23 protein-coding genes and 1 pseudogene (1 of these 24 cut by a window edge) are annotated in these 23,350 nt (G+C 71.9%); 10 read left to right on the top strand and 14 right to left on the bottom strand.

Annotated features, from left to right (window positions below; genetic code table 11):
• The 3 genes from B1H29_RS28515 to B1H29_RS28505 all read left to right on the top strand — a co-directional run.
• A protein-coding gene (locus B1H29_RS28515) for a sporulation protein (protein ID WP_055416206.1) crosses the window boundary here: on the top strand, positions 1–431 show its 3' portion. Its footprint begins 352 nt before the window's first position; 431 of the gene's 783 nt are visible here — the last part of the coding sequence; its start codon lies off the left edge, out of view; it ends in the stop codon at positions 429–431.
• Positions 432–480: 49 nt separating this feature from the next.
• A complete protein-coding gene (locus tag B1H29_RS28510; protein ID WP_055416207.1) occupies positions 481–1,020 on the top strand; it encodes a YbhB/YbcL family Raf kinase inhibitor-like protein in 540 nt (179 codons plus the stop codon).
• Positions 1,021–1,217: 197 nt separating this feature from the next.
• Positions 1,218–1,724, top strand: a complete 507-nt coding sequence (locus tag B1H29_RS28505; RefSeq protein ID WP_055416208.1) for an HNH endonuclease — start codon at positions 1,218–1,220, stop codon at positions 1,722–1,724.
• A gap of 116 nt (positions 1,725–1,840) precedes the next feature.
• On the opposite strand, the gene B1H29_RS28500 is transcribed toward B1H29_RS28505, so the two are convergent.
• The 3 genes and pseudogenes from B1H29_RS28500 to B1H29_RS28490 form a co-directional block, all read right to left on the bottom strand.
• A complete protein-coding gene (locus B1H29_RS28500; RefSeq protein ID WP_055416209.1) occupies positions 1,841–2,797 on the bottom strand; it encodes an SPFH domain-containing protein in 957 nt (318 codons plus the stop codon).
• A gap of 155 nt (positions 2,798–2,952) precedes the next feature.
• Positions 2,953–3,384, bottom strand: a complete 432-nt coding sequence (locus tag B1H29_RS28495; protein WP_055416210.1) for an NfeD family protein — start codon at positions 3,382–3,384, stop codon at positions 2,953–2,955.
• Positions 3,385–3,705: 321 nt separating this feature from the next.
• Positions 3,706–4,236, bottom strand: a pseudogene (locus B1H29_RS28490) (ABC transporter ATP-binding protein); the annotation flags it as partial.
• Positions 4,237–4,388: 152 nt separating this feature from the next.
• On the opposite strand from B1H29_RS28490, the gene B1H29_RS28485 reads away from it, so the two are divergent.
• Positions 4,389–5,177, top strand: a complete 789-nt coding sequence (locus B1H29_RS28485) for a hypothetical protein (protein ID WP_055416212.1) — start codon at positions 4,389–4,391, stop codon at positions 5,175–5,177.
• A 591-nt stretch (positions 5,178–5,768) separates the two neighbouring features.
• Here B1H29_RS28485 and chpE read toward each other — a convergent pair.
• The 3 genes from chpE to B1H29_RS28470 form a co-directional block, all read right to left on the bottom strand.
• A complete protein-coding gene (chpE, locus tag B1H29_RS28480) occupies positions 5,769–6,014 on the bottom strand; it encodes a chaplin ChpE (protein WP_055416213.1) in 246 nt (81 codons plus the stop codon).
• 155 nt (positions 6,015–6,169) lie between these two features.
• Positions 6,170–6,811, bottom strand: a complete 642-nt coding sequence (locus tag B1H29_RS28475) for a response regulator (RefSeq protein ID WP_055416214.1) — start codon at positions 6,809–6,811, stop codon at positions 6,170–6,172.
• Positions 6,804–7,949: a GAF domain-containing sensor histidine kinase gene (locus B1H29_RS28470; protein WP_055416215.1), complete on the bottom strand. Its 1,146-nt coding sequence runs from the start codon at positions 7,947–7,949 to the stop codon at positions 6,804–6,806. Before B1H29_RS28470 ends, B1H29_RS28475 begins: the two co-directional genes overlap by 8 nt.
• Positions 7,950–8,167: 218 nt before the next feature.
• Between B1H29_RS28470 and B1H29_RS28465 the strand changes: the two genes are divergently transcribed.
• The 3 genes from B1H29_RS28465 to B1H29_RS28455 all read left to right on the top strand — a co-directional run bounded on the left by B1H29_RS28465 (position 8,168) and on the right by B1H29_RS28455 (position 11,023).
• Positions 8,168–8,866, top strand: a complete 699-nt coding sequence (locus B1H29_RS28465) for an SDR family NAD(P)-dependent oxidoreductase (protein WP_055417664.1) — start codon at positions 8,168–8,170, stop codon at positions 8,864–8,866.
• Complete coding sequence (locus B1H29_RS28460) at positions 8,863–9,954, top strand: S-adenosylmethionine:tRNA ribosyltransferase-isomerase (RefSeq protein WP_055416216.1); 1,092 nt, start codon at positions 8,863–8,865, stop codon at positions 9,952–9,954. Before B1H29_RS28465 ends, B1H29_RS28460 begins: the two co-directional genes overlap by 4 nt.
• A gap of 352 nt (positions 9,955–10,306) precedes the next feature.
• The gene (locus B1H29_RS28455) at positions 10,307–11,023 is read left to right on the top strand and encodes a transglycosylase SLT domain-containing protein (RefSeq protein WP_055416217.1); all 717 of its coding nucleotides are present in this window, start codon (positions 10,307–10,309) and stop codon (positions 11,021–11,023) included.
• 103 nt (positions 11,024–11,126) lie between these two features.
• Here the strand turns inward: B1H29_RS28455 and B1H29_RS28450 are convergent, their stop codons facing one another.
• Positions 11,127–13,709 carry an ABC transporter ATP-binding protein/permease gene (locus B1H29_RS28450; RefSeq protein WP_199832268.1) on the bottom strand — a complete coding sequence of 861 codons (2,583 nt, stop codon included), beginning with the start codon at positions 13,707–13,709 and terminating at the stop codon, positions 11,127–11,129.
• Positions 13,710–13,949: 240 nt separating this feature from the next.
• On the opposite strand from B1H29_RS28450, the gene B1H29_RS28445 reads away from it, so the two are divergent.
• Positions 13,950–15,890 (top strand): streptophobe family protein, encoded by a 1,941-nt coding sequence (locus B1H29_RS28445; RefSeq protein WP_167392560.1) that lies wholly within the window; start codon positions 13,950–13,952, stop codon positions 15,888–15,890.
• Positions 15,891–16,292: 402 nt separating this feature from the next.
• A complete protein-coding gene (gene serB / locus B1H29_RS28440) occupies positions 16,293–17,537 on the top strand; it encodes a phosphoserine phosphatase SerB (protein ID WP_055416220.1) in 1,245 nt (414 codons plus the stop codon).
• Positions 17,538–17,769: 232 nt separating this feature from the next.
• Here serB and B1H29_RS28435 read toward each other — a convergent pair whose 3' ends face one another.
• The 4 genes from B1H29_RS28435 to B1H29_RS28420 all read right to left on the bottom strand — a co-directional run bounded on the left by B1H29_RS28435 (position 17,770) and on the right by B1H29_RS28420 (position 20,494).
• Positions 17,770–18,288, bottom strand: a complete 519-nt coding sequence (locus tag B1H29_RS28435; RefSeq protein WP_055416221.1) for a SixA phosphatase family protein — start codon at positions 18,286–18,288, stop codon at positions 17,770–17,772.
• Positions 18,289–18,380: 92 nt separating this feature from the next.
• Positions 18,381–18,587 carry a hypothetical protein gene (locus B1H29_RS28430; protein ID WP_055416222.1) on the bottom strand — a complete coding sequence of 69 codons (207 nt, stop codon included), beginning with the start codon at positions 18,585–18,587 and terminating at the stop codon, positions 18,381–18,383.
• 182 nt (positions 18,588–18,769) lie between these two features.
• Entirely contained in the window at positions 18,770–18,886 is a 117-nt protein-coding gene (locus B1H29_RS39885; RefSeq protein WP_011027990.1) for an SGM_5486 family transporter-associated protein, read from the bottom strand.
• A 153-nt stretch (positions 18,887–19,039) separates the two neighbouring features.
• Positions 19,040–20,494 carry a CynX/NimT family MFS transporter gene (locus B1H29_RS28420; RefSeq protein ID WP_199832269.1) on the bottom strand — a complete coding sequence of 485 codons (1,455 nt, stop codon included), beginning with the start codon at positions 20,492–20,494 and terminating at the stop codon, positions 19,040–19,042.
• Between the two features lie 46 nt (positions 20,495–20,540).
• On the opposite strand from B1H29_RS28420, the gene B1H29_RS28415 reads away from it, so the two are divergent.
• On the top strand, positions 20,541–21,233 hold the full coding sequence (locus tag B1H29_RS28415) for a FadR/GntR family transcriptional regulator (RefSeq protein WP_055416223.1): 693 nt from the start codon (positions 20,541–20,543) through the stop codon (positions 21,231–21,233).
• Here the strand turns inward: B1H29_RS28415 and B1H29_RS28410 are convergent.
• From B1H29_RS28410 to fabG, 3 genes are all read right to left on the bottom strand, one after another.
• Complete coding sequence (locus B1H29_RS28410; protein WP_055416224.1) at positions 21,211–21,561, bottom strand: hypothetical protein; 351 nt, start codon at positions 21,559–21,561, stop codon at positions 21,211–21,213. The genes B1H29_RS28415 and B1H29_RS28410 overlap by 23 nt on opposite strands.
• Before the next feature lie 158 nt (positions 21,562–21,719).
• A complete protein-coding gene (gene fabI / locus B1H29_RS28405) occupies positions 21,720–22,487 on the bottom strand; it encodes an enoyl-ACP reductase FabI (RefSeq protein ID WP_055416225.1) in 768 nt (255 codons plus the stop codon).
• 5 nt (positions 22,488–22,492) lie between these two features.
• Positions 22,493–23,212 carry a 3-oxoacyl-[acyl-carrier-protein] reductase gene (gene fabG / locus B1H29_RS28400; RefSeq protein ID WP_055416226.1) on the bottom strand — a complete coding sequence of 240 codons (720 nt, stop codon included), beginning with the start codon at positions 23,210–23,212 and terminating at the stop codon, positions 22,493–22,495.
• Between the last annotated feature and the right edge of the window lie 138 nt (positions 23,213–23,350).

The following is a 23,350-nucleotide window of genomic DNA, read 5'->3' as shown; positions in this document are numbered from 1 at the left end:
GCGTGACCACGGAGCTGGAGATCGCGCGCGCCGTGGACTCCGGTGACCTGGACCCGATCAACGTGCACCCGCTGCCGGCGCAGAAGGCGATCCTGGACGCGTTCATCCATCTGGGCTTCCGCTTCAAGAACGCGGACATGGAGCGCGGCCACATTCGGGGTACCCGGCAGAAGCTGCCCTTCTACCAGGAGATCGAGTTCCTCCCCCCGCAGCAGTACCGGGGGCTGAACCAGGTCGAGCTGAGCTTCGTGGCCGACGCGCAGGCGATGGACGTCGTGCTCGAGATGGACAAGAAGCCTGGGCTGTTCAGCGAGGGCAGCGACACGTTCCGTTCCTTCAAGGTGGGGCTGAACGACTACCAGGGGACCGACTGGGTCGCGTATCTCAACCAGTGGCTGTCGGAGGTCGGCAGCAAGCGCAACTGGTTCTAGGGGTTCTAGGCTCGGTCTTCTCTGCACCAAACGATCAGGAGGTACCGAGGTGACCGAGCTCAAGCGGCGTCCGCTCCCCCATGACTTCCACCCGCCCGTGCCGGCGTTCACGGTCACGAGTGAGGACGTCCGGGAGGGCGCGACGCTCAAGGACGCTCAGGTCCACGCGGCCGGCAATACTTCGCCGCATCTGCGGTGGGAGGGTTTCCCCGCCGAGACCAAGAGCTTCGCCGTGACGTGCTACGACCCGGACGCCCCGACGGGCAGCGGGTTCTGGCACTGGGTGGTGTTCGACATCCCGGCCTCGGTGACCGAGCTGCCGGCGGGCGCGGGCAGCGGCAAGTTCGAGGGGCTGCCGGAGGGTGCCGTACAGGCACGCAACGACTACGGCAGCAAGGACTTCGGCGGTGCCGCACCGCCGCCCGGGGACGGCCCGCACCGGTATGTGTTCACGGTGTACGCCGTGGACCAGGAGAAGCTGGGACCGGACGCGGAGGCCACCCCGGCGTTCGTCGGCTTCAATCTGCGGTTCCACACGATCGCGCGTGCCCAGCTCGTCGGTGAGTACGAGGTGCCCGCCGAGGGTTAGTGTTCCGAGCGTTCATGCAACGTTTGCCCGCCTCTGGTCTTGGAATGGATCAGGGGCGGGCATTTTTGTTGCGGGGGTGGCGGGGGCGCGTCCCCCGTAGGAGCAGCAGATATTGCGTTGTCCATCCCGGCGTGCCCGGCCAGAGTTGATCCCAGCCCGCCAGGGGGTGGGCCGGTGCGCACGGGAGGTGGGCTGGTATGCGTGACACGCTGGTACTGAACGCGAGCTTCGAGCCGTTGTCGACGGTGACGCTTCATCGAGCCGTCGTTCTGGTGCTCCAGGACAAGGCCGTCGTCGAACAGGCCCACCCCGAACTGCGTATGCGCGGAGCCGCGCTCGACATACCGGCGCCCCGGGTAATCAGGCTGTGCCAATACGTACGGGTGCCCTTCCGAAGACGGGCCCCGTGGTCGAGGCGGGGCGTGCTGGTCCGGGACCGGCACCGGTGCGCGTACTGCGGGCGGCGTGCGACGACCGTCGACCACGTGGTGCCGCGGTCGCACGGCGGGCAGGACACGTGGCTGAACACGGTGGCCTCCTGTGCGGAGGACAATCACCGCAAGGCGAACCGGACGCCGGAGCAGGCGGGGATGCCGCTGCTGCGGACGCCGTTCGAACCCACGCCCGCCGACGCGATGCTGCTGGCGCTGGCCCGGGACGACCTTGAGGCGCTGCCGGATTGGTTGGCGGCCAACGCCGCGTGAGGCCGTGGCCGCTGAGGGCTCGGTGACTTCCCGGCTGCCGGTTGCGCCGTGGTTGGTCGTGCAGTTCCCCGCGCCCTTGCGGGCGCGGGTTCTGCCCGGCGTTCGCAGGAACCTGGTCAGTCGATGGACGGCTTCTCACGGCGTTCCTGGGCCGGGACGCCCGTGCCGCCGTTGCCGCCGCCGCCCGAACCGCCGCCCATGCCGCCGAAGTTGCCCATGGCGCCGGACAGGCCCTTGAGGGCGTCGCCGATCTCGCTGGGGACGATCCAGAGCTTGTTGGCGTCGCCCTCGGCGATCTTCGGGAGCATCTGGAGGTACTGGTAGGAGAGCAGCTTCTGGTCCGGGTCGCCGGCGTGGATGGCCTCGAAGACCGTACGGACGGCCTGGGCCTCGCCCTCGGCGCGCAGGGCGGCGGCCTTGGCCTCACCTTCCGCCCGCAGGATCTGGGACTGCTTCTCGCCCTCGGCACGCAGGATCTCGGACTGCCGGACACCTTCGGCCTGGAGGATCGCGGCGCGCTTGTCGCGGTCGGCGCGCATCTGCTTCTCCATCGAGTCCTGGATGGAGGTGGGCGGTTCGATGGCCTTGAGCTCGACCCGGTTGACGCGGATGCCCCACTTGCCCGTGGCCTCGTCGAGGACGCCGCGCAGGGCCGCGTTGATCTCCTCGCGGGAGGTCAGGGTGCGTTCCAGGTCCATGCCGCCGATGATGTTGCGGAGTGTGGTGACGGTGAGCTGCTCGATGGCCTGGATGTAGCTGGCGACCTCGTAGGTCGCGGCGCGTGCGTCGGTCACCTGGTAGTAGATGACGGTGTCGATGTTGACGACCAGGTTGTCCTGGGTGATGACCGGCTGCGGCGGGAAGGGCACGACCTGTTCGCGCAGGTCGATGCGGTTGCGGATGGTGTCGATGAACGGGACGACGATGTTGAGGCCCGCGTTCAGCGTCCGCGTGTAGCGGCCGAAGCGCTCGACGATGGCGGCGCTGGCCTGTGGGATGACCTGGATGGTCTTGATCAGGGCGATGAAGACCAACACCACCAGGATGATCAAGACGATGATGACCGGTTCCATCGTGGTTGTCCGTCCCCTTCTCCGCCTGGGCGCTCCGGCAGATCCTATTGACCCTGACTACTGCTGATCTTACGGCTGTTGAGGATCTTGCTGGTCGAGTCTGACAGACCGTCGCGCACCTCGGAGGGCGTTCGGTCCACTTGTGTGCGGCGCGGTCACATGATGATCGCCGTGGCCCCCTCGATGTCCACGACGTCCACTTCCTCGCCCGTCTCGTACGTACGCCCGGTGTCGAGTGCGCGTGCCGACCAGATCTCTCCGGCGAGCTTGATCCGGCCGCCGGAGCCGTCGACCCGTTCCAGTACGACGGCCTGTCTGCCCTTCAGGGCGTCCACGCCCGTGGCCAGTTGGGGCCGTTGGGAGCGGTGCCGGGCGGCGATGGGCCGCACGACGGCGATGAGGGCGACCGAGACTATGACGAAGACGAGTACCTGGACGACGAGGTCCGCGCCGAGCCCGGAGGCGACGGCGGCGGCGACCGCGCCGACGGCGAGCATCCCGAACTCCGGCATCGCGGTCACGACGAGCGGGATTCCGAGCGCTGCCGCGGCTACGAGCCACCACACCCATGCGTCGATGTCGTTCACATGGTCATGGTAGGTCCGGGTGACCTGCCGGGGACAGGGCGCACGGGGGGCGGGTCAGGACAACGGGAGTCCCTGCGCGGTCCAGCGGTCGCCGACCTGGTCGACGACGAGCGGGAGCCCGAAGCAGAGGGAGAGGTTGCGGGAGGTGAGCTCGAGCTCCAGCGGACCCGCGGCCAGTACCTTGCCCTGACGGATCATCAGGACGTGGGTGAAGCCCGGGGCGATCTCCTCGACATGGTGGGTGACCATGATCATCGAGGGGGCGATGGGGTCGCGGGCGAGTCGGCCGAGGCGGCGGACGAGGTCCTCGCGGCCGCCGAGGTCGAGGCCGGCGGCCGGCTCGTCCAGGAGCAGCAGCTCGGGGTCGGTCATCAGGGCGCGGGCGATCAGCGTGCGCTTGCGCTCGCCCTCGGAGAGGGTGCCGAACCTCCGGTCCAGGTACTCGGTCATGCCGAGGCGGTCGAGGAAGGCGCGGGCGCGCTGCTCGTCGATGTCCTCGTACTCCTCCTGCCAGCCAGCGGTCATGCCGTAGGCGGCGGTCAGCACGGTCTGCAGGACGGTCTGGCGCTTGGGCAGCTTGTCGGCCATGGCGATGCCGGCCATGCCGATGCGCGGGCGCAGTTCGAAGACGTCGGTGCCGGGCTCGCCGAGGGTCTCGCCGAGGATGGTGGCGGTGCCCTTGCTGGGGTAGAGGTAGCTGGACGCGACATTGAGGAGGGTGGTCTTGCCGGCGCCGTTGGGGCCCAGGATGACCCAGCGCTCACCCTCCTTCACCGACCAGGAGACCTGGTCCACCAGAGCCCGGCCCTCGCGGACCACGGATACGTCCTGAAGCTCCAGAACATCGCTCATGAGCGCGTTGTCTCCCCTTGCATTGTGGCCGGTCTCGGCTGTCGCGTACGCCTCTGGCTCGGGCCGCCGCGCCGGTGGGCGCAGGCCCTCCAGGAAATCTACGCCACCGGTCGGCTTCACCGTTCCATCGGTCCGGTCCTTAGGGTGGGGGCATGCTCTCGGAACCACGCGCAGGGCGCCTTGCCGCCTGGGGAAATGCCCTTATTGCCGGAATGGTCTCGCCGGACGACGCCGCGGTCGCGATTGTCGGCGATGACGCGGTGCACCGGGTGGAGGGGCTGCCGGGCGAGTCGGCGCCGGTCGGTCTCACCCTGGCGCTGGGGCGACTGCGGGCGCTCGGGGCGACCGGGCTCCGGGTCGCGCTGCCGGCGCCCGGGCATCCGCTGGGGCTCAGCGGGCCGCCGGACTTCAACGCGCGGGCGCTGGAGGCCGAGGAGGCGGTGGTCTGTCACGGCGCCGCGCTCGGGCTGGTGCCGGAGGTGTACGAGGCCGGGCCCGAGGGTGATGTGCATGTCGAGGTCGTCTGGCACTGCCTGCCGGTGCGGGAGGGGCCGCCGGCCGATGTGCCCTCGCTCGGGGAGGCCGAGCGTGAACTGGCGGAGGCGCTGCGGGAGGCGACGGAGGTATTGACGCGCCTGGACGTCGCTGGGTCCGGGCCGGTGGCGGAGGCGGCAGTCGCGGCGTACCGGGCGCGGGCCGAGCGGGGGCGGGAAGTCTTGGCGCCGGGGTATCCGCCGCGGGCGGTGCGGGTGCTGGAGTTGGCGCAGCGGGTGGGGGCGCTGGTGTCGCTGGCGGGTGGCAACGGGCACGGGGGTGCGGTGAGCGCCTCCGAGATGGCGGCGCGGGGGGAGGCGTTGCGGCCGGTGGAGCGGACGGCTCGGCGGGCGCAGGTCGCGGCGTACAACTCCGTTGTGGAGGAGCGGGAGAGGGGGGTGCGGTGACGTCCCTTGGTTGTGCGGGGGCGTCCCTTGGTGGTGCGGTGACGTCCCTTGGTAGTGCGGGGGCGTGGCCCTGGTTGTGCGGGGGCGTGGCTTTGGTTGTGCGGGCGACGTCGCTCGGGGGGCGGTGACGTTTCTCGGTGGGGGTGCCCGGCACGGGGTCGGCCGGGGGTGGGGCGCGCGGCCCGGCGCTGACGGGGTGCCGCTGCGCCCACCCGTGCCGCCCCAGCGGCACGACTGCCCGCAGCGGGGCGGGGTGAGCGACTGCCTGCCGCGGGGGTGGGCCACTGCCCTCGGCGGGGCGAGGTGAGCGACTGCCTGCAGCGGGGGGTGAGCCACTGCCCGCGGCGGGGCGAGGTGAGCGACTGCCTGCCGCGGGGGGTGAGCCACTGCCCTCGGCGGGGCGAGGTGAGCGACTGCCTGCCGCGGGGGTGAGCCACTGCCCTCGGCGGGGCGAGGTGAGCGACTGCCTGCAGCGGGGGGATGGGCGACTGCCGACAGCGGGAGGGGTGAGCGACTGCCCGCGGCGGGGGGTAACGCGACCGGCCTCCCGGGTGAGGGCCCGGGAGGCCGTGGTCGGCTTGGTGGCCTGGGTCAGTGGTTGACGCCAGTGTTGCCGAAGGCCGGGTTCAGGAGGCCGATGACGTTGACGCTGTTGCCGACGGCGTTCACCGGGATGTGGACCGGCGCCTGGATGACGTTGCCGGAGACGACGCCCGGGGAGCCGATGGCCTCGCCGTGGGCGGCGGAGCCGTCGGTGGCGGAGGCCATGCCCGCACCGGCGGCGATCAGCCCGCCGGCCACCATCGTCACGGCCGCTGCCTTCTTCAGGTTCTTCACTTACAAGCCCTCCTTGCGATCGCCGCGGCAGTCGCCGCGGCACGCACTGGAGAACGGCCGGACCCCTCGAAGGATGCGCCATATGGGGGACATTCCCACGACGGTATGAATCTCTGACTGGAAGGGAACCCTCCGGGTTGCCGCCGCGTACGGGGTCAGCCGGCCACACCGTGGCGCACGGCCCACAGCGCGGCCTGGGTGCGGTCCGCGAGGTCGAGTTTCATCAGGATGTTCGATACGTGGGTCTTCACGGTCTTCTCGGAGAGGACGAGGGCGCGCGCGATCTCCCGGTTGGAGCGGCCGTCCGCTATCAGGCCCAGCACCTCGCGCTCCCGCTCCGTGAGGGCGCCCGCTCTGCCCTGGCCGGAGTTGCCCTCCTCCTGGGACAGCAGCGCGCCCGCGACCTCGGGCTGGAGCAGGATGTGGCCGGCGTGGACGGCGCGGATGGCGCCCGCCAGCGCGTCGGGATCGACGTCCTTGTAGACGTAGCCGGCCGCGCCCGCCCGCAGGGCCGGGACCACCGTGCGCTGTTCGGTGAAGCTGGTGACGACCAGCACGCGTGCGCGGTTGTCCAGCTCGCGGAGTCTGCGCAGCGCGTCGACGCCGTCCATGCCCGGCATCTTGACGTCCATGAGGATCACGTCGGGTTTCAGCTCCTCGGCACGGTCGACTCCCTCCGCGCCGTCCGCGGCCTCGCCCACCACCTCGATGTCGTCCTGCACCTCCAGGAAGGTGCGCAGGCCCCGGCGGACCACTTGGTGGTCGTCGACGAGCAGCACCCTGATTGCGTCAGCCACCGGGGACCTCCATCTCGATCGTGGTGCCCTTGCCGGGCGCCGACTCCACGGTCAGTCTGCCGCCGGCGCCGTTGGCCCGGTCCCGCATGGAGACCAGGCCCAGGTGGCGTCCCGCTCGGCGCACGGTGCGCGGGTCGAAGCCGGTGCCGTCGTCGGCGACCCGCAGCACGGCTCCGGTGCCGCGGCGGTGCAGTGTCACGTCTACGTGCTCCGCCGCGGAGTGGCGCAGGGCGTTGTGCAGTGCCTCCTGGGCGACGCGCAGCATCGCCTCCTCCTGGGCGGCGGGCAGGGCCTTGACCCCGTGGCCGGTGAAGGTCACGCGCGCGGTGTGGGCGCGGTCGAGGACCTGGATCTGGGTGCGGAGGGTGGCGACGAGGCCGTCCTCGTCCAGGGCGGCGGGGCGCAGCTCGACGACGGCGGCGCGCAGCTCGTCGGCGGCCTCCGCGGCGAGTGCGGCGACCTGTTGCAGCTCGCCCTTGGCGCGCGCGGGATCGCGGTCGACCAGGGCGGCCGCGGCCTGGGCGGTCAGGCGCAGCGAGAACAGCTTCTGGCTGACCGCGTCGTGCAGTTCGTGGGCGAGGCGGGAGCGCTCCTCGGCGATGGTCAGCTCACGGCTGCGTTCGTACAGCCGGGCGTTGGTGAGGGCGATCGCGGCGTGCTGGGCGAGGATGCCCAGCAGATCCTCGTCGTCCGGGGTGAAGCCGCAGGTGCCCTCGGGCTTCGGGCAGTTCTTGTTGGCCAGGAAGAGGGCCCCGATGACCTCGTCGCCGTCGCGGATCGGCAGTCCCAGGAAGTCGACCAGGTCGGGGTGGGCGGACGGCCAGCCCTCGAAGCGGGCGTCCTTGCGGACGTCGGCGAGGCGCTGGGGCGTGGCCTCGTGCAGCATCGCGGCGAGGATGCCGTGCTGGCGAGGCAGGGGGCCGATCGCCTTCCACTGCTCGTCGCTGACACCGTCCACCACGAACTGGGCGAAGCCGCCGTGGTCGTCGGGGACCCCGAGGGCGGCGTACTGCGCGTCGAGCAGCTCGCGGGCCGAGGCGACGATCGTCTTGAGGACGTCGCGCACCTCGAGATGCCTGCTCATGGCCAGCAGCGCGGCACTGACCGCGGCGAGGCCGGACCGGGGGCCGTGACTCATGCCCTCACGGTACCGGCGGGGTGCGACAGCGGTATCGGACCTGTGGCCGCCGCCGCGTAGGGCGGTGGGCCTAGGCCCTGCGTCCTACGCGCCGGTCCTAGGTCGAAGGGCCCCGCACGGTTGCGGCCCGTGCCCGAGGCGGCCGGTGCGGCCCGGTTCCTACGTTGAGGATCACACCGAACCGATCAGGCGGTGTGGACGACGAGGGGACGTGTGTCATGCCGGTTGCCATCATCACGGGGGCTTCGAAGGGGCTGGGCCGGGCGCTCGCCGAGGCCCTGGCGGCACGGGGCTGGGACCTGGTGCTGGACGCCAGGACGCCGACGGCGCTCGAGGAGGCGGCGGCGGCGCTCGAGGCGTACGGCACGCGCGTGACGGCGCTGCCCGGGGATGTGACGGATGCCGGGCACCGGGCGGCGCTGGTGTCGGCGGCCTGGCGGCTGGGCGGTGTGGACCTGCTGGTGAGCAACGCGAGCGCGCTGGGCGCTGAGCCGCTGGTGCGGCTGGAGGAGCTGCCGCTCGACGGCCTGCGGCGGGCGCTGGAGGTGAACGTCGTGGCCGCGCTGGGCCTGGTCCAGGAGGCGCTGCCGCTGCTGCGGGCGGCTCCGGCGGGCGCGGTGCTGACGGTCAGCTCGGACGCCGCGGCGGAGGCGTACGCGACGTGGGGCGGCTACGGGGCGTCCAAGGCGGCCCTGGACCAGATGGCGGCGGTGCTGGGCGCCGAGGAGCCGGGGCTGCGGGTCTGGGCGGTCGATCCCGGGGACATGGCCACGGACCTGTACGCGGCGGCCGTACCGGACGACGAGGATCCGCGCCCCGATCCGGTGAGTGTCGTGCCGGCGCTGCTCAGGCTCCTGGACGAGCGGCCGGCCGGCGGTCGCTACGGGGCTCCGGCGTTGCTGGAGGGACCGCGATGACGCTCGCACTGCGTGTTCTGGAGGAGCTGTCGGCGCGGGTGCCGGTCGAGCAGCGGGGGCCGGGGCGGGACCGGGACGGCGTACGGCTGCTGGTGTCGCGTGGCACCGAGGTGTCGCATCACGGGTTCCGGGAGCTGCCGGGGCTGCTGCGGGCGGGGGATCTGCTGATCGTCAACACGTCGGCCACGCTGGCCGCCGCCGTGGACGGACGGGTCGGCCACGCACGCGTGGTGGTGCACTTCTCCACGCGCGGGGACGACGGCCGGTGGGCGGTGGAGCTGCGGGACCCCGATGGGCGGGGCACCACGCGCGCGCGTGCGGAAGGAGAACGCGAAGGGCTTCCCTCGAAGGGTGGCGGGAGAGGGGCGGGCGGACCGCGGGGGACGGAGGTACGGCTGCCGGGCGGTGCGCGACTGGTGCTGGAGGAGCCGTTGAGTCCGCGCGGGGAGCGGTTGTGGTGGGCGCGGATGTCGGGGGCCGAGGTGCCCGTGGTGCTCCGGGAGCACGGCAGGCCCATTCGCTACTCCTATACGGAGCGGGACCAGCCGTTGTCCGCGTACCAGACGGTGTTCGCGCTGCCGTCCGCGGACGGGACGGGGAGCGCGGAGATGCCGAGCGCGGCACGGCCCTTCACGGCGCGGCTGGTGGCGGAGCTGGTGAGCCGGGGGGTGCAGTTCGCGCCGGTGACGCTGCACACGGGTGTGGCTTCGGCTCAGGCGCACGAGCCGCCGTATCCGGAGCGGTTCCGCGTGCCGGAGGCGTCGGCGCGGTTGATCAACGCGGCGAGGGCGGGCGACGGGCGTGTGCTGGCCGTGGGGACGACGGCCGTGCGGGCGGTGGAGTCGGCGGCCGGTGCCGACGGGACCGTACGGGCCCGGGCGGGGTGGACCGATCTGGTCGTGACTCCGGAGCGCGGGGTGCGGGTGGTCGACGGGCTGCTGACGGGGCTGCACGAGCCCGAGGCCTCGCATCTGCTGATGCTGGAGGCGGTGGCGGGGCGGGCGGCGATCGACCGCGGGTACGAGGCGGCGGTGCGTGGGCGCTACCTGTGGCACGAGTTCGGGGACGTCCATCTCCTCCTGCCGTAGGGGGCGGCGCTCAGACCCTCACACTATGCATTGCTCCAGCAACCAAAAGTGAGAAGGGCGGGGACCCGATGTGAGCCCGCACATAGGGCGCACGTCACGTACGAAGGGGAGTAGGAGACGACTCGTCCGTTTTGAGCGGGGCAGACAGTCCAGTCTGCCCCGTTTTGCACTTCCCTGATCCACTACCGCGGATCGTACGTCACACCTTTGCCTCCGAATTTTGCGGCCGCTAAGAATTGCTCTCGTCGCTCAACGCCGTGGGTTGTCGCCCCGCGGCGTTCGTGCCGGAAGCACCCCCTGTCCCCACCGGACGAGAGCGACCTCCGCGCTATTCGAAGAGGTCTATCCCGCCATGCCCAAGAACATCTTCACCCGTGGTCATAGTCGTCCCCTGAACCGCACCCACAAGCTCGCGATAGCCGGTGTCGGCACGCTCGGCGCCGCCGCCGTCGCCCTCACCGCGGTCCCGGCCAGCGGACAGACGGCCACGAGCGAGGCTGCCGCTCCGAAGGCCAAGGTGGCGTACAGCACCGAGCAGATCCAGGACGTGCACGCCGGTGTCACCGGCCAGCTCGCCGGCGCCAGCCAGAAGGTCGCCGCCATCGAGGCGAAGAAGGAGGCGGCCGCCAAGGCCGCCGCCAAGAAGAAGGCCGCTGCCGAGAAGGCCGCGGAGAAGCGCGAGGCCAAGGAGACCGCCAGCCGGTCCGCCAAGCGCGCCGAGGTCAAGAAGGCCTCGACGAAGTCCTACCCGGACAACCTCGACGGCTGGATCCGCGAGGCCAGGGCCGTCCTGGCCAAGCACGACATCCCCGGCAGCTACGAGGGCATCCACCGCAACATCATGCGGGAGTCCTCCGGCAACCCGAAGGCCATCAACGACTGGGACATCAACGCCATCAACGGCATCCCGTCCAAGGGCCTGCTCCAGGTGATCCCGCCGACGTTCAAGGCCTACCACGTGCCCGGCACGTCCTGGAACATCTACGACCCGGTCGCCAACATCGCCGCCGCCTGCAACTACGCCGCGGACAAGTACGGCACCATGGACAACGTCGACAGCGCGTACTGAGGTCGGCGCGGACCTCTTCACGACGTCGCCGACGCCGATCCGAACGCCGAAGGGCGGCACCCTCCTGACGGGGTGCCGCCCTTCGGGGCCTCGCGGCCGCGGACTACTTGCGCATGACCTCGGGCTCGTGACGGCGCAGGAAGCGCGCCACGAAGAAGCCGCAGATCACACCGAGGACGATCAGCGCGGCCATGTCCATGCCCCACGCGCCGACGGTGTGCTCCCACAGCGGGTCGTTCTCGGCGCCCTTCTCGGGCGGGCTGATCTTGTTGAAGTCCAGCGTGGCGCCGGCCGCGGCGACCGCCCAGCGCGAGGGCATCAGGTACGAGAACTGGTTGACGCCCACCGTCCCGTTCAGGGCGAAGAGGCAGCCGGTGAAGACGACCTGGATGATCGCGAACATGACCAGCAGCGGCATGGTCTTCTCGGCGGTCTTCACCAGCGAGGAGATGATCAGGCCGAACATCATCGAGGTGAAGCCCAGCGCCATGATCGGCAGGGACAGCTCCACGAGCGTCAGCCCGCCGAGGACCAGCCCCTCCTCCGGGATCTCCCGGGTGGCGAACCCGATGACGCCGACCAGCAGGCCCTGCAGCATGGTGATCACGCCGAGCACGAAGACCTTGGACATCAGGTACGCGGACCGCGACAGGCCGGTCGCCCGCTCCCGCTCGTAGATGACCCGTTCCTTGATCAGCTCGCGGACGGAGTTGGAGGCGCCGGCGAAGCAGGCGCCGACCGCGAGGATCAGCAGCACCGTGGTGGCCGTGCCGTTCGGGATGATCCGGCCGGACTGCGGGTTGGCGGGATTGGGCAGCAGGCCCTTGTCCGGGTCGATGAGCAGGCTCACCGCGCCGAGCACCGCCGGCAGGATCACCATCAGGGCGAGGAAGCCCTTGTCGGAGACGATCACCGAGACATAGCGGCGCACCAAGGTGGTGAACTGGGACATCCAGCCCTGCGGCTTCGGCGGTTTCATCGCCTGCATCGGCGACACCTGTACGGCCTGCGGCGCGACGGCGTCGAGGTCCGCGGCGTACATCTGGTAGTGCTGCGAGCCCTTCCAGCGGCCCGCCCAGTCGTAGTCGCGGTAGTTCTCGAAGGCGGAGAAGACGTCGGCCCAGGTGTCGTAGCCGAAGAAGTTCAGCGCCTCCTCGGGCGGGCCGAAGTAGGCCACCGAGCCGCCCGGCGCCATCACCAGCAGCTTGTCGCAGATCGCCAGCTCGGCCACGGAGTGGGTGACGACGAGGACGGTGCGGCCGTCGTCGGCCAGGCCCCGCAGCAACTGCATGACGTCGCGGTCCATGCCGGGGTCGAGACCGGAGGTCGGCTCGTCCAGGAAGATCAGCGACGGCTTGGTGAGCAGCTCCAGAGCCACGGAGACGCGCTTGCGCTGGCCGCCGGACAGGGACGTGACCTTCTTGTCCTTGTGGATGTCCAGCTTGAGCTCGCGCAGCACCTCGTCGATGCGGGCGTCGCGCTCGGCGGCCGTGGTGTCGGCCGGGAAGCGGAGTTTCGCCGCGTACTTGAGGGCCTTCTTGACGGTCAGTTCCTTGTGCAGGATGTCGTCCTGCGGGACCAGACCGATGCGCTGGCGCAGCTCGGCGAACTGCTTGTAGAGGTTCCGGTTGTCGTAGAGGACCTCGCCCTGGTCGGCGGGCCGGTAGCCGGTGAGCGCCTTGAGCAGGGTCGACTTGCCGGAGCCGGACGGGCCGATGACCGCGATCAGCGACTTCTCGGGGACGCCGAAGGAGACGTCCTTGAGGATCTGCTTGCCGCCGTCGACCGTGACGGTCAGGTGACGGGCGGAGAAGGACACCTCACCGGTGTCGACGAACTCCTCGAGGCGGTCCCCGACGATCCGGAACGTCGAGTGGCCGACGCCCACAACGTCGGTCGGGCCGAGCAACTGGGAGCCGCCCTTGGCGATCGGCTGTCCGTTGACGTACGTGCCGTTGTGCGAGCCCAGGTCGCGGATCTCCATGCGCCCGTCGGGCGTCGCGTGGAACTCCGCGTGGTTGCGGGACACCTGGAGGTCGGAGACGACCAGCTCGTTCTCCAGGGCGCGGCCGATGCGCATCACGCGGCCGAGCGAGAACTGGTGGAACGTGGTCGGACTGCGGTCGCCGTGGACCGGCGGCGCCCCCGCCGCGCCGCCGGGCCCCTGCTGCTGGGGGAAGTGCGGCGCGGCCTGCTGCGGCTGCGGCGCGTGCTGCTGCCAGCCGGCCTGCTGCTGTCCGTGCTGCTGAGCCTGGTGGTGCGGGGCCTGGTGCGGCGGGACCTGCTGCTTCTGCGGCTCCTGCGCAGGGGCCTGTTGGGCCCAGCCGGCGTTCGCGCCCTGCGCGGCGTACGGCTGCTGCTGGGACTGGACCTGCGGTGTACCGACGGCGGCCTGTGTGCCGGTCAGACTCACGCGCGGTCCGTCGGTCGCGTTGCCCAGATTCAGCACCGCGCCGGCGCCGAGCTCCATCTGCTGGATCCGCTGCCCGTGCACGAACGTGCCGTTGGTACTGCCGTGATCCTCGACGACCCAACTGCGGCCGTTGAAACTGATCGTGGCATGCCGCCAGGAGACCCTGGCGTCGTCGAAAACAAGCTCCCCCTGCGGATCGCGTCCGAGCGCGTATGACCGGGACGGATCGAGCGTCCAGGTCTGTCCATTGGATTCCAGTACGAGTTCCGGCACTCCATGCCCCACTGAGTTGTCCCCCGATTTGCCCCCGTCGCGGGGAGTCTAGGGATGTCGAACATCGGGGGGAACTATTTCAGGCTCGGCCCCCTGACCGAAAGTCGGGCCTTGTGAAAACTGCGTAGGCACCCTTCGGTCGTTCCCGTTGACGAGGTTGCAACCTGCCCGGAAAGTGGTATTCCACGCGAGGGGGACATGCGCGGCAACCCCGCCGCGCAGCGGATCGGGGGGTCTGCCATGAGCGCGTCCACAAGCGTCGGACCCGCGGGGTACGACACGAAGGTGCCGTGGGGAGACGTCCTGTTGTCCGCGATCGCCGCCGTGAGCTGGGCGTTGATCGGTATGGCGGGGACGGCGGCGCTCGGGCTGCATCTGCTCGACGCCGACTCGGCGGGCTCGCTGGGCCCGATGACCGCGGCGGTCGTGGCGCTCGGGGCAGGTGGTTCGGTCACGCCGGCCGGTGATGTGTCCGCGTTCGGACTGAAAGGGGCGGAGGCGCACACGGCCATCGAGATCACGCCACTGGGTGTCGGTCTGGTCGGCGCGCTGCTCCTGTCGTTCTTCTTCCTGCGGTCCCTGCGGGCGGCCGGAGTCGTGGTCGCACCCGCCGAACTCCTCGCGCGCGCGGGCGCGGTCGTCGCCCTCTTCGTGGCGATGACGGGCGGCCTGGCCTGGGCGGGTCACGACGTCGTCACGATCGACGGCGGCTCGCTCGGACTGGACGACCTGCCCGGCGGCGGGGGCGGGGGCCTCGAGATTCCCGGACTCGGTGACGTGGGGGACATCGGCGGGCTGCTGCCCGACCGGATCGGTGACCTCGTCGGTGCGGAGGCCTCGGTCGGCTTCACCGTCGACACCGCGCCGACGCTGCTGGGCGGGCTGATCTGGTCCGCCACAGTCCTGCTCGTCGCGCTCCTGGCCTCGCGCCGCACTCCCCTGCCGCGCGGGTGCGAGGCCGTGCACCGCGTGGTGCGGCCGGCCGTGTCGGCCCTCGTCACGGTGGCGCTCACCGCGGTGGCGGCCGGCTTCGCGGCGGCGGGGTACGCGGCGATCGGCGACGACCATCCCCGGCGGATCGCCGGCGCCGCGCTGCTCGGCACGCCGAACGGGGTCTGGCTCGGTATGCCGATCGGCCTGTTCGTGCCGTGGGACGGGCGCGCCACGGGCGAGCCGGCCGGGTTACTCCCCGCTCCGCTGGACGAGTTGCTGAGCGCCGGCGCCGAGGAGCCGGTCACGCTCGGGCGGCTGGCGGAACTGGACGGACGGGTGTGGCTGTTGGGGGTGGCGGCGGCCTTGGTGATGCTGCTGGCCGGGGTACTGACGGCGGTACGGACACCGGTGGCGCGGGACGACGCGCGCTCCGTCGCTTTCGCCGGGCGGTGCGCGCTGCGGCTGGGCCTCGCGACCGCGCCGGCGCTGCCGCTTGTGGCCTGGCTGACGGAGGTGTCCGTGAACGCCTCGCTGTCGGTGCTCGGCGTCGACGTGTTCGGCGCGGGCATCGACCTGCGTGGACACCTCGGCACGGCGCTGCTGCTGGGTGCGGTGTGGGGCGCGGGGGCGGGGGCCGCCGGGGCGCTGCTCGCGCGGGCGAGCGGGGCGGCCGGGGCTCGGGCGACGCCGTTGGCACGGGGTGCCGGGACGGCGGGGGCGGTCGCCGTGGCCGGGGGTGGCGGAACCGGGGGCACCACGACGTATGCGGGGCCACCCCCGGGCCCGTACCGGCCGGATGCGCCACAGCGGCCGCCCGGCCCCGGCGCCAATCCCTGTCTACGGCCACGGGAGGGGGCGGGGGAACCCGAGGACGCGCGGCCGGCGGAGGCGCGTACGCCGCCGGCGCCCGCCGCGGGGACACCGGGGAGCGGACGGGCCGGCCCCGACGCCCGGCCGCCCGGCGGCACGGGGCAGGTGCGCGGGGCCGCGGGCCGACGGCCAGAAGACGCGGGGCGGCAGCCCGACAGCGACGAGCGGCGACCCGGCGGTGACGAGCGGCAGCCCGCCGGTGACGACGTGTACGGCGCCCCTACGGTGGCCGGGCCGCTGGGACCGCCGCCGGGAACGCCGCGAAGGCCGCCGCGGCCCGGGGGCCGGCCACCGTCCCGGTGGGGCGAGGGCCCCCCGCCGCCTCCCCCGCCTCCGCCGCCACCCCGGCCGCCGCGGCGCCCCGGCGACGGCCGGTAGAGGGCCAGGGCCCCACCGGACGGCATTCACTGTCCCGTCCCCGCCCCGGGGGAGTCACCGACCGCCGCGACCACCGCCCCGAGCGGGGGCCTCCACCACGCCCCGGAGACGGCGGGCAGAAGGCCCGGACCTCACCCGGCCGACACTGTCCCGCCCCCGCTCCGCCCCCGCGGGGATCACCGACCGCCGCGACCACCGCCCCGAGCGGTACGGCGGCCTCCGCGGCCCCTGCGGGGCGGCCCGGGGCCGGCCGCCTTCCTCACCGTGGCGAGGGACGCCCGACTCCTCCGTGTCCGGGGGCGACGGCGAGAGACGGAGCGAGCCGGGCCAGCCCGGGTGTCGTGTCCGTCAGGCGGACCTCGGCGGCGGAAGGCACCGGGTGCCGGATACGGTTGGAGCACCATGAGCGCTTCGCAGACCTCTGACGTTCCCACGCTTCTCGTCAAGATCTTCGGCAAGGACCGACCGGGCATCACGGCCGGCCTGTTCGACACCCTCGCCGCCTACTCCGTCGACGTGGTCGACATCGAGCAGGTCGTCACCCGTGGCCGGATCGTGCTGTGCGCGCTCGTGACCGAGCCGCCCCGGGGCCTGGAGGGCGACCTGCGGGCGACCGTCCACGGCTGGGCGGAGTCGCTGAAGCTGCAGGCGGAGATCATCTCCGGCATCGGCGACAACCGGCCGCGCGGTCTCGGCCGCTCCCTGGTCACGGTGCTCGGCCACCCGCTCACCGCGGAGGCGACCGCCGCCATAGCGGCCCGGATCACCGAGTCCGGCAGCAACATCGACCGTATCTTCCGGCTGGCCAAGTACCCGGTCACCGCCGTCGAGTTCGCGGTGTCCGGCGTGGAGACCGAGCCCCTGCGCACCGCGCTGGCCACCGAGGCCGCGGCGCTCGGTGTGGACGTCGCGGTCGTCTCGGCGGGTCTGCACCGGCGGGCGCAGCGCCTGGTCGTGATGGACGTGGACTCCACGCTGATCCAGGACGAGGTCATCGAGCTGTTCGCCGCGCACGCCGGCTGCGAGGACCAGGTCGCCGAGGTGACGGCGGCCGCGATGCGCGGGGAGCTGGATTTCGAGCAGTCGCTGCACGCACGCGTGGCGCTGCTGGCGGGGCTGGACGCCTCGGTGGTGGAGAAGGTGCGCAGCGAGGTGCGGCTGACGCCGGGCGCCCGCACCCTGATCCGTACGCTGAAGCGGCTCGGCTACCAGGTGGGGGTCGTCTCCGGTGGCTTCACCCAGGTCACCGACGACCTCAAGGAACGGCTGGGGCTGGACTTCGCCCAGGCCAACACGCTGGAGATCGTCGACGGAAAGCTCACCGGGCGGGTCACCGGGGAGATCGTCGACCGGGCGGGCAAGGCGCGGCTGCTCCGCAGGTTCGCCGCCGAGGCGGCCGTCCCCCTGTCGCAGACCGTGGCGATCGGTGACGGCGCCAACGACCTGGACATGCTGAACGCGGCCGGGCTGGGCGTCGCCTTCAACGCCAAGCCGGTGGTGCGGGAGGCCGCGCACACGGCGGTCAACGTGCCCTTCCTCGACACCGTCCTGTATCTGCTGGGCATCACCCGCGAAGAGGTCGAGGCGGCGGACACCCTGGAGGAGGGCCTCGGCGAGGGCCTCGGTCTGCCTCTCGACCGGATCTGACCCGGCGGGCGGGCGCCCGGCCCGGGGCGATCCGACGCCGGCGGCCTGGCGCACCGCCACGCCGGGCTGCCCGTGCGAGGACCCGGCGAGCGCGCGGCGGAACGGCGAGGGCCGGACACAGCGAGGCCCGACCTGCCGCGGGGCCCGGACCGCACGGGTTCCGGGCCCCGCGGCGCGGAGTCGGATCAGCTCGGGGCTCGACCGGCGTAGGACCGGATCGGCGTGAGCCGGATCAGTCGGTCGGCGCCCAGTAGTCGGCGAGGGAGGCCGCGCCCGGCTCCACGTCCTTCCAGGAGCCGGTGAAGGTCAGAACGGCGAAGGCGGCGGTCGGGAAGCCCCTGCTGCCCATCCGTTCGCGGGCTTCTTCCTCGGTCGAGCCGGCCAGGATCTCGGCGAGTCCCTCCATGCCCGGGTTGTGGCCGATCACCAGTACGTTCCGCAGGTCGTCGGGGGTCTCGTTGAGCACGGCGATCAGCTCGCCGGGCGAGGCCTCGTAGATCCGCTCCTCATAGACGGTTTTCGGCCGCTGCGGGAACTCCTGGACGGCGAGCTTCCAGGTTTCGCGAGTCCGGGTCGAGGTGGAGCACAGGGCCTGGTCGAAGGCGATGCCGGTATCCGCCAGCCGGCGCCCGGCCTCTGCGGCGTCCTTGCGCCCCCGATCGGCGAGCGGCCGTTCGTGGTCGGTCACCTGTGGCCAGTCGGCTTTCGCATGCCGGAAAAGGACGATCCTGCGGGGTTCTGCGACGCTCATGGCATCCAGCTTCGCATGAAACAGGCCACGGGGCGCAGGGAGTTGACATGCCGATTCACCGCCTCAGGCGCAGCCCGGGTGCCGATCGGGCCTCAGTGCGCGGTGAGCTGCCGCACCCGCTCCAGGAGGTGGGAGATCGCGGGCTCGCCCGCGGCGGCGTGGGCCTCGGAGGGGTTGAGTATCAGCAGGAGCAGCGTGACGAAGGCGAGCACCGGCAGGGCCAGGGCCCACCAGGGCAGCCGGGTCTCGACGCCACCCCGGGTCGCCTGGGGAGGCCGGGTGTGGGTAGTGGCCGACATGAGTGCCTCCGCTGGTCTTCGGGCGTCCCGGTCCGTGCTCCGCGGCCCGCCTGTCGCGGGCACATCTCGAAACTACGGAATCCGCGGGCCCCGACCCATCCGGAGGTCCACCCACTTGACCCTGACCCTCACCCCCTAGGGGATGGGGGGTTAACCCCACCATCGGCCGGGCGAGGCCGGCGTCACGGCGACGCGATCGTCGCGATGATGCCGATGATCACGAAAATCGCCAGGAAGGCACCGAAGACGATCAACATCTTCTTCTGGCCGTGCTGAGGGTTCGGGTCGAGGACTGGCATACGGCAAGTCTCGCATCCGTCGCCCGCACCGGGGCAGGCGGGCCACCGACCGGGGCAGACGGAGCACCGACTGCGCGGGCAGGCGGGCCACCGACCGGCGCGGGCAGGTGGCTGCCGGGGCAGCCCGCCACAGTCAGTGAGCAGCCGCCGGGGTCAGCGGGCCGCTTCCTCCTCCACCGTGCGGTCGCGTCCCGCCAGGAAACCCACCACGATCTGCGGCACCATCAGGGCGCTCATCAGCGCGATCGGCAGGCCCCAGCCCCCGCTGTGCTGGTACAGCACGCCCACCAGCAGCGGCCCCGGGATGGAGATCAGGTAACCGGTGCTCTGCGCGAAGGCGGAGAGCTGGGCGACACCCGCGCCGGTCCTGGCCCGCATCCCGACCATGGTCAGCGCGAGCGGGAAGGCGCAGTTGGAGACGCCGAGCAGCAGGGCCCAGGCCCAGGCGCCGCCGGCCGGGGCGAAGTACAGGCCGGCGTATCCGGCGAGCCCGCACACACCCAGTACCAGCACGATCGGGCCCTGATGGGGCAGGCGGGTCGCCACGCGCGGGATGACGAAGGCGAGCGGCACGCCCATCACCATGATGACGGCGAGCAGCAGCCCCGCGGTGCCGGCGGAGACGCCCGCGTCCCGGAAGATCTGTGCCATCCAGCCCATCGTGATGTAGGCGGCGGTGGCCTGGAGGCCGAAGAAGACGGCGAGCGCCCAGGCCGTCCGGCTGCGGGTGATCCGCAGCGGCGGCTGCTCGGCGGGCCGCTCCGCCGGCCGGTCGGTACGCGCGGTCGCCGCCCGGGCGGACTCCGCGGTGGCCTCGTCGGCGCCGTCCCCGTCGGCGACGTCCCGGGCGGGCGACGGCGTGGACGGTGCCTTCCGGTCCCGTACGAACGGGATCCAGGGCAGAACGGCCGCCGCCCCCACCGCGGCCCACACCGCGAGGCCGGGCTGCCAGTGCCCGCCCAGCGCGTTCGTCACGGGCACGGTCGCCGCGGCGGCGATCGAGGTGCCGAAGGCGAGCGCCATCGAGTACAGGCCGGTCATGGAACCGACCCGGTCGGGGAAGTAGCGCTTGACGATGACCGGCATCAGGACGTTGCTGACCGCGATACCCATCAGCGCGAGGGCGGTGGCGGCCAGGAAGCCCGCCGTACCGCCCGCGTACGGGCGTATGAGCAGGCCCGCGGTGATGGCGACCATGCCCGCGCAGACCACCGCACCGGGTCCGAAGCGGCGGGCCAGCCGCGGGGCGGTGACCCCGAAGACGGCGAAGCAGAGCGGGGGCACGGACGTGAGCAGCCCGGCCACGCTGCCGCTCATGCCGAGCCCGTCGCGGACCTCTTCCAGGAGCGCGCCCAGGCTCGTGATGGCGGGGCGCAGGTTGAACGCGGCCAGGACGATGCCGAGGAGGAGCAGGCGGGTCGTCCACGTCGTCCACGCGCGCGTGCCGGGCGTTGCGGGCGCGCTGCCGGGCACCCGGGCACCGGGCGCGGCCGGCTCGCCGGGGGTCGCGGACTCCGGGGATCCGGTCCGGGTGTCCGTCCGGGTGTCCGTCCGGGTGTCCGTACGAGTCTCCGTCCGGGTTTCGTCACTAGCCATGAGATCCATCATAGAATCATGGGATGATTGATTGTCCACTCGCGTGCGAAGGTGAGCCATGCCCCTGAGTCACCCGCGTCGTTCGGCGCTGTCCGAGCAGGTCATCGCGGCGCTGCGCCAGCAGATCGCCTCGGGTGAGTGGCCGGTCGGCTCCCGCATCCCGACCGAGCCCGAGCTGGTCGAGCAGCTCGGTGTCGCCCGGAACACGGTCCGCGAGGCGGTTCGCGCGCTGGCCCACAACGGCCTGCTGGACATCCGCCAGGGTTCCGGTACGTACGTCGTGGCCACCAGCGAGCTGGCGGGCGTGATGCAGCGCCGCTTCGCCGACGCCGACCCCCGGCACATCGCCGAGCTGCGTTCGACCCTGGAGTCCGCCGCCGCCCGGCTCGCCGCCGAGCGGCGCACGGAGAGGGACCTCAAGCAGCTCGACGCGCTGCTGGTACGCCGCGAGGAGGCCTGGGAGTCGGGCGACACGGAGACGTTCGTGACGGCGGACGCGACCTTTCACCTGGCCGTCGTGGCCGCCTCGCACAACGACGTGATGACCGCGATGTACGCGGACCTGGGCGAGGTGATGCGGGACTGGTTGCGCGTGGACGTCGGCAGCGTGCTGACGCCGGAGACGCACATGGACCACACGCGGCTGGTCGACGCGATCCGCGCGGGGGACGCCGTGACGGCCGCGGAGGAGGCGGCCGGCTATCCGTTCCAGTGCCGCCCGGGCAGGCTCAGCGCGCCCGCTGGTGGCTGACCCACGCCGCCTGGACGTCCTTCCAGCAGCGTCCGTCCAGCCGTACGGTCTGCGCGGGCCCGGCCACGACCGCCGGACCGTCGCCGTCTAGGTCCCACCAGCGGGCGCACTCGACGTGCAGACGCACGTGGTCGGTCTCGGGATACGGGTTGTGGCAGTAGGCGGTCACGTCGGACGCGTCGACGCGCACCCTGCACTCGGCGCCGAAGAGCCCTCCCGACGCGGCGCCCGCGGCGGGCACGCGCGCGTGGGACATCGCTTCGTTCGGCAGGATCAGCACGCACGCGAGGGCGACGGTCGCCGAGGCCAGGCGGGGAAACGGACGCACAAGGGACCTCCTCGGCCGTACTGGGGAGGAAAGCGCGTGGTGGAGACGTACTTCAGCGTGCGCCGCCGGTCGCCCCGCCGCCCGGCCGGCTGGGCCGAACGGGTGACACGCCAAGGGCCCGCGCCCGTGCGGGACGCGGGCCCCGAGAAGGCCGGCGGTCAGGCGCCGACGGCGTGCAGACCACCGTCGACGTGGACGATCTCGCCCGTGGTCTTCGGGAACCAGTCGCTCAGCAGCGCGACGACACCGCGGCCGGCGGGCTCCGGGTCCTTCAGGTCCCACTCCAGCGGGGCGCGGTTGTCCCACACGGAGGCCAGCTCGGCGAAGCCCGGGATGGACTTGGCGGCCATCGAGCCGATCGGGCCCGCGGAGACGAGGTTGCAGCGGATGTTCTGCTTGCCCAGGTCACGCGCCATGTAGCGGCTGGTGGCCTCCAGGGCGGCCTTGGCCGGGCCCATCCAGTCGTACTGCGGCCAGGCGTACTGGGCGTCGAAGGTGAGGCCGACGACCGAGCCGCCGTTCTGCATCAGCGGCAGGCAGGCCATGGTCAGCGACTTCAGGGAGTACGCCGAGACGTGCATGGCGGTGGCGACCGACTCGAAAGGCGTGTTCAGGAAGTTGCCGCCGAGCGCGTCCTGCGGCGCGAAGCCGATGGAGTGCACGACGCCGTCGAGGCCGCCCAGCTCCTCGCCGACGATGTCGGCCAGGCGCCCGAGGTGCTCGTCGTTGGTGACGTCCAGCTCGATGACCTTGGTGGGCTTGGGCAGCTTCTTGGCGATGCGCTCGGTCAGCGTGGGCCGCGGGAACGCGGTCAGGATGATCTCGGCGCCCTGCTCCTGGGCCAGCTTGGCGGTGTGGAAGGCGATGGACGACTCCATCAGCACACCGGTGATCAGGACGCGCTTGCCCTCGAGGATTCCGCTCATGGTGATCAGTGACCCATTCCCAGTCCGCCGTCAACGGGAATGACGGCTCCAGTGATGTACGAGGCGTCGTCCGAGGCGAGGAACCGCACCGTCGCGGCGATCTCCTCGGGCTGCGCGTACCGGCCCAGCGGCACCTGCGACACGATGTTCGACCGCTGCTCGTCGGTGAGCGCCTTGGTCATGTCCGTGTCGACGAAGCCCGGCGCGACGACGTTGAAGGTGAGGTTGCGCGAGCCCAGCTCACGGGCGAGGGAGCGCGCGAACCCGACCAGGGCGGCCTTGGACGCGGCGTAGTTCGCCTGCCCAGCGGAGCCGAGCAGCCCGACCACCGACGAGATGAGGACGACGCGGCCCTTCTTGGCGCGCAGCATGCCACGGTTGGCGCGCTTGACGACGCGGAAGGTGCCGGTGAGGTTGGTGTCGACGACGGAGGTGAAGTCCTCCTCCGACATGCGCATCAGGAGCTGGTCCTTGGTCACGCCGGCGTTGGCGACCAGGACCTCGACGGGGCCGTGCGCTTCCTCGACCTCCTTGTAGGCCTGCTCCACCTGCTCGCTGTCGGTGATGTCGCACTTGACGGCGAGGCAGCCCAAGTCGGTCAGGGCCGTCGGCGGCTCACCCGAGCGGTACGTGATCGCGACCTTGTCACCGGCGTCGGCGAAAGCGCGGGCGATGGCGAGGCCGATGCCCCGGTTGCCTCCGGTGACGAGAACCGAGCGGCTCAACGGATCACCCTTTCGATAGCGGTCTTGTACCCGCCCGAACACCCGGTTGACAGGCGGCGATGACAGGCGGCTTCCTCGAAAACCTATCGGTCCCCGCCCGTCCGCAGAGACTCGGGCACCCACAGTGGCTTACGGGAC

It is taken from the genome of Streptomyces pactum, assembly GCF_002005225.1.
Lineage (GTDB): Bacteria > Actinomycetota > Actinomycetes > Streptomycetales > Streptomycetaceae > Streptomyces > Streptomyces pactum_A.
This window is presented reverse-complemented; position numbering and strand designations above follow the sequence as displayed.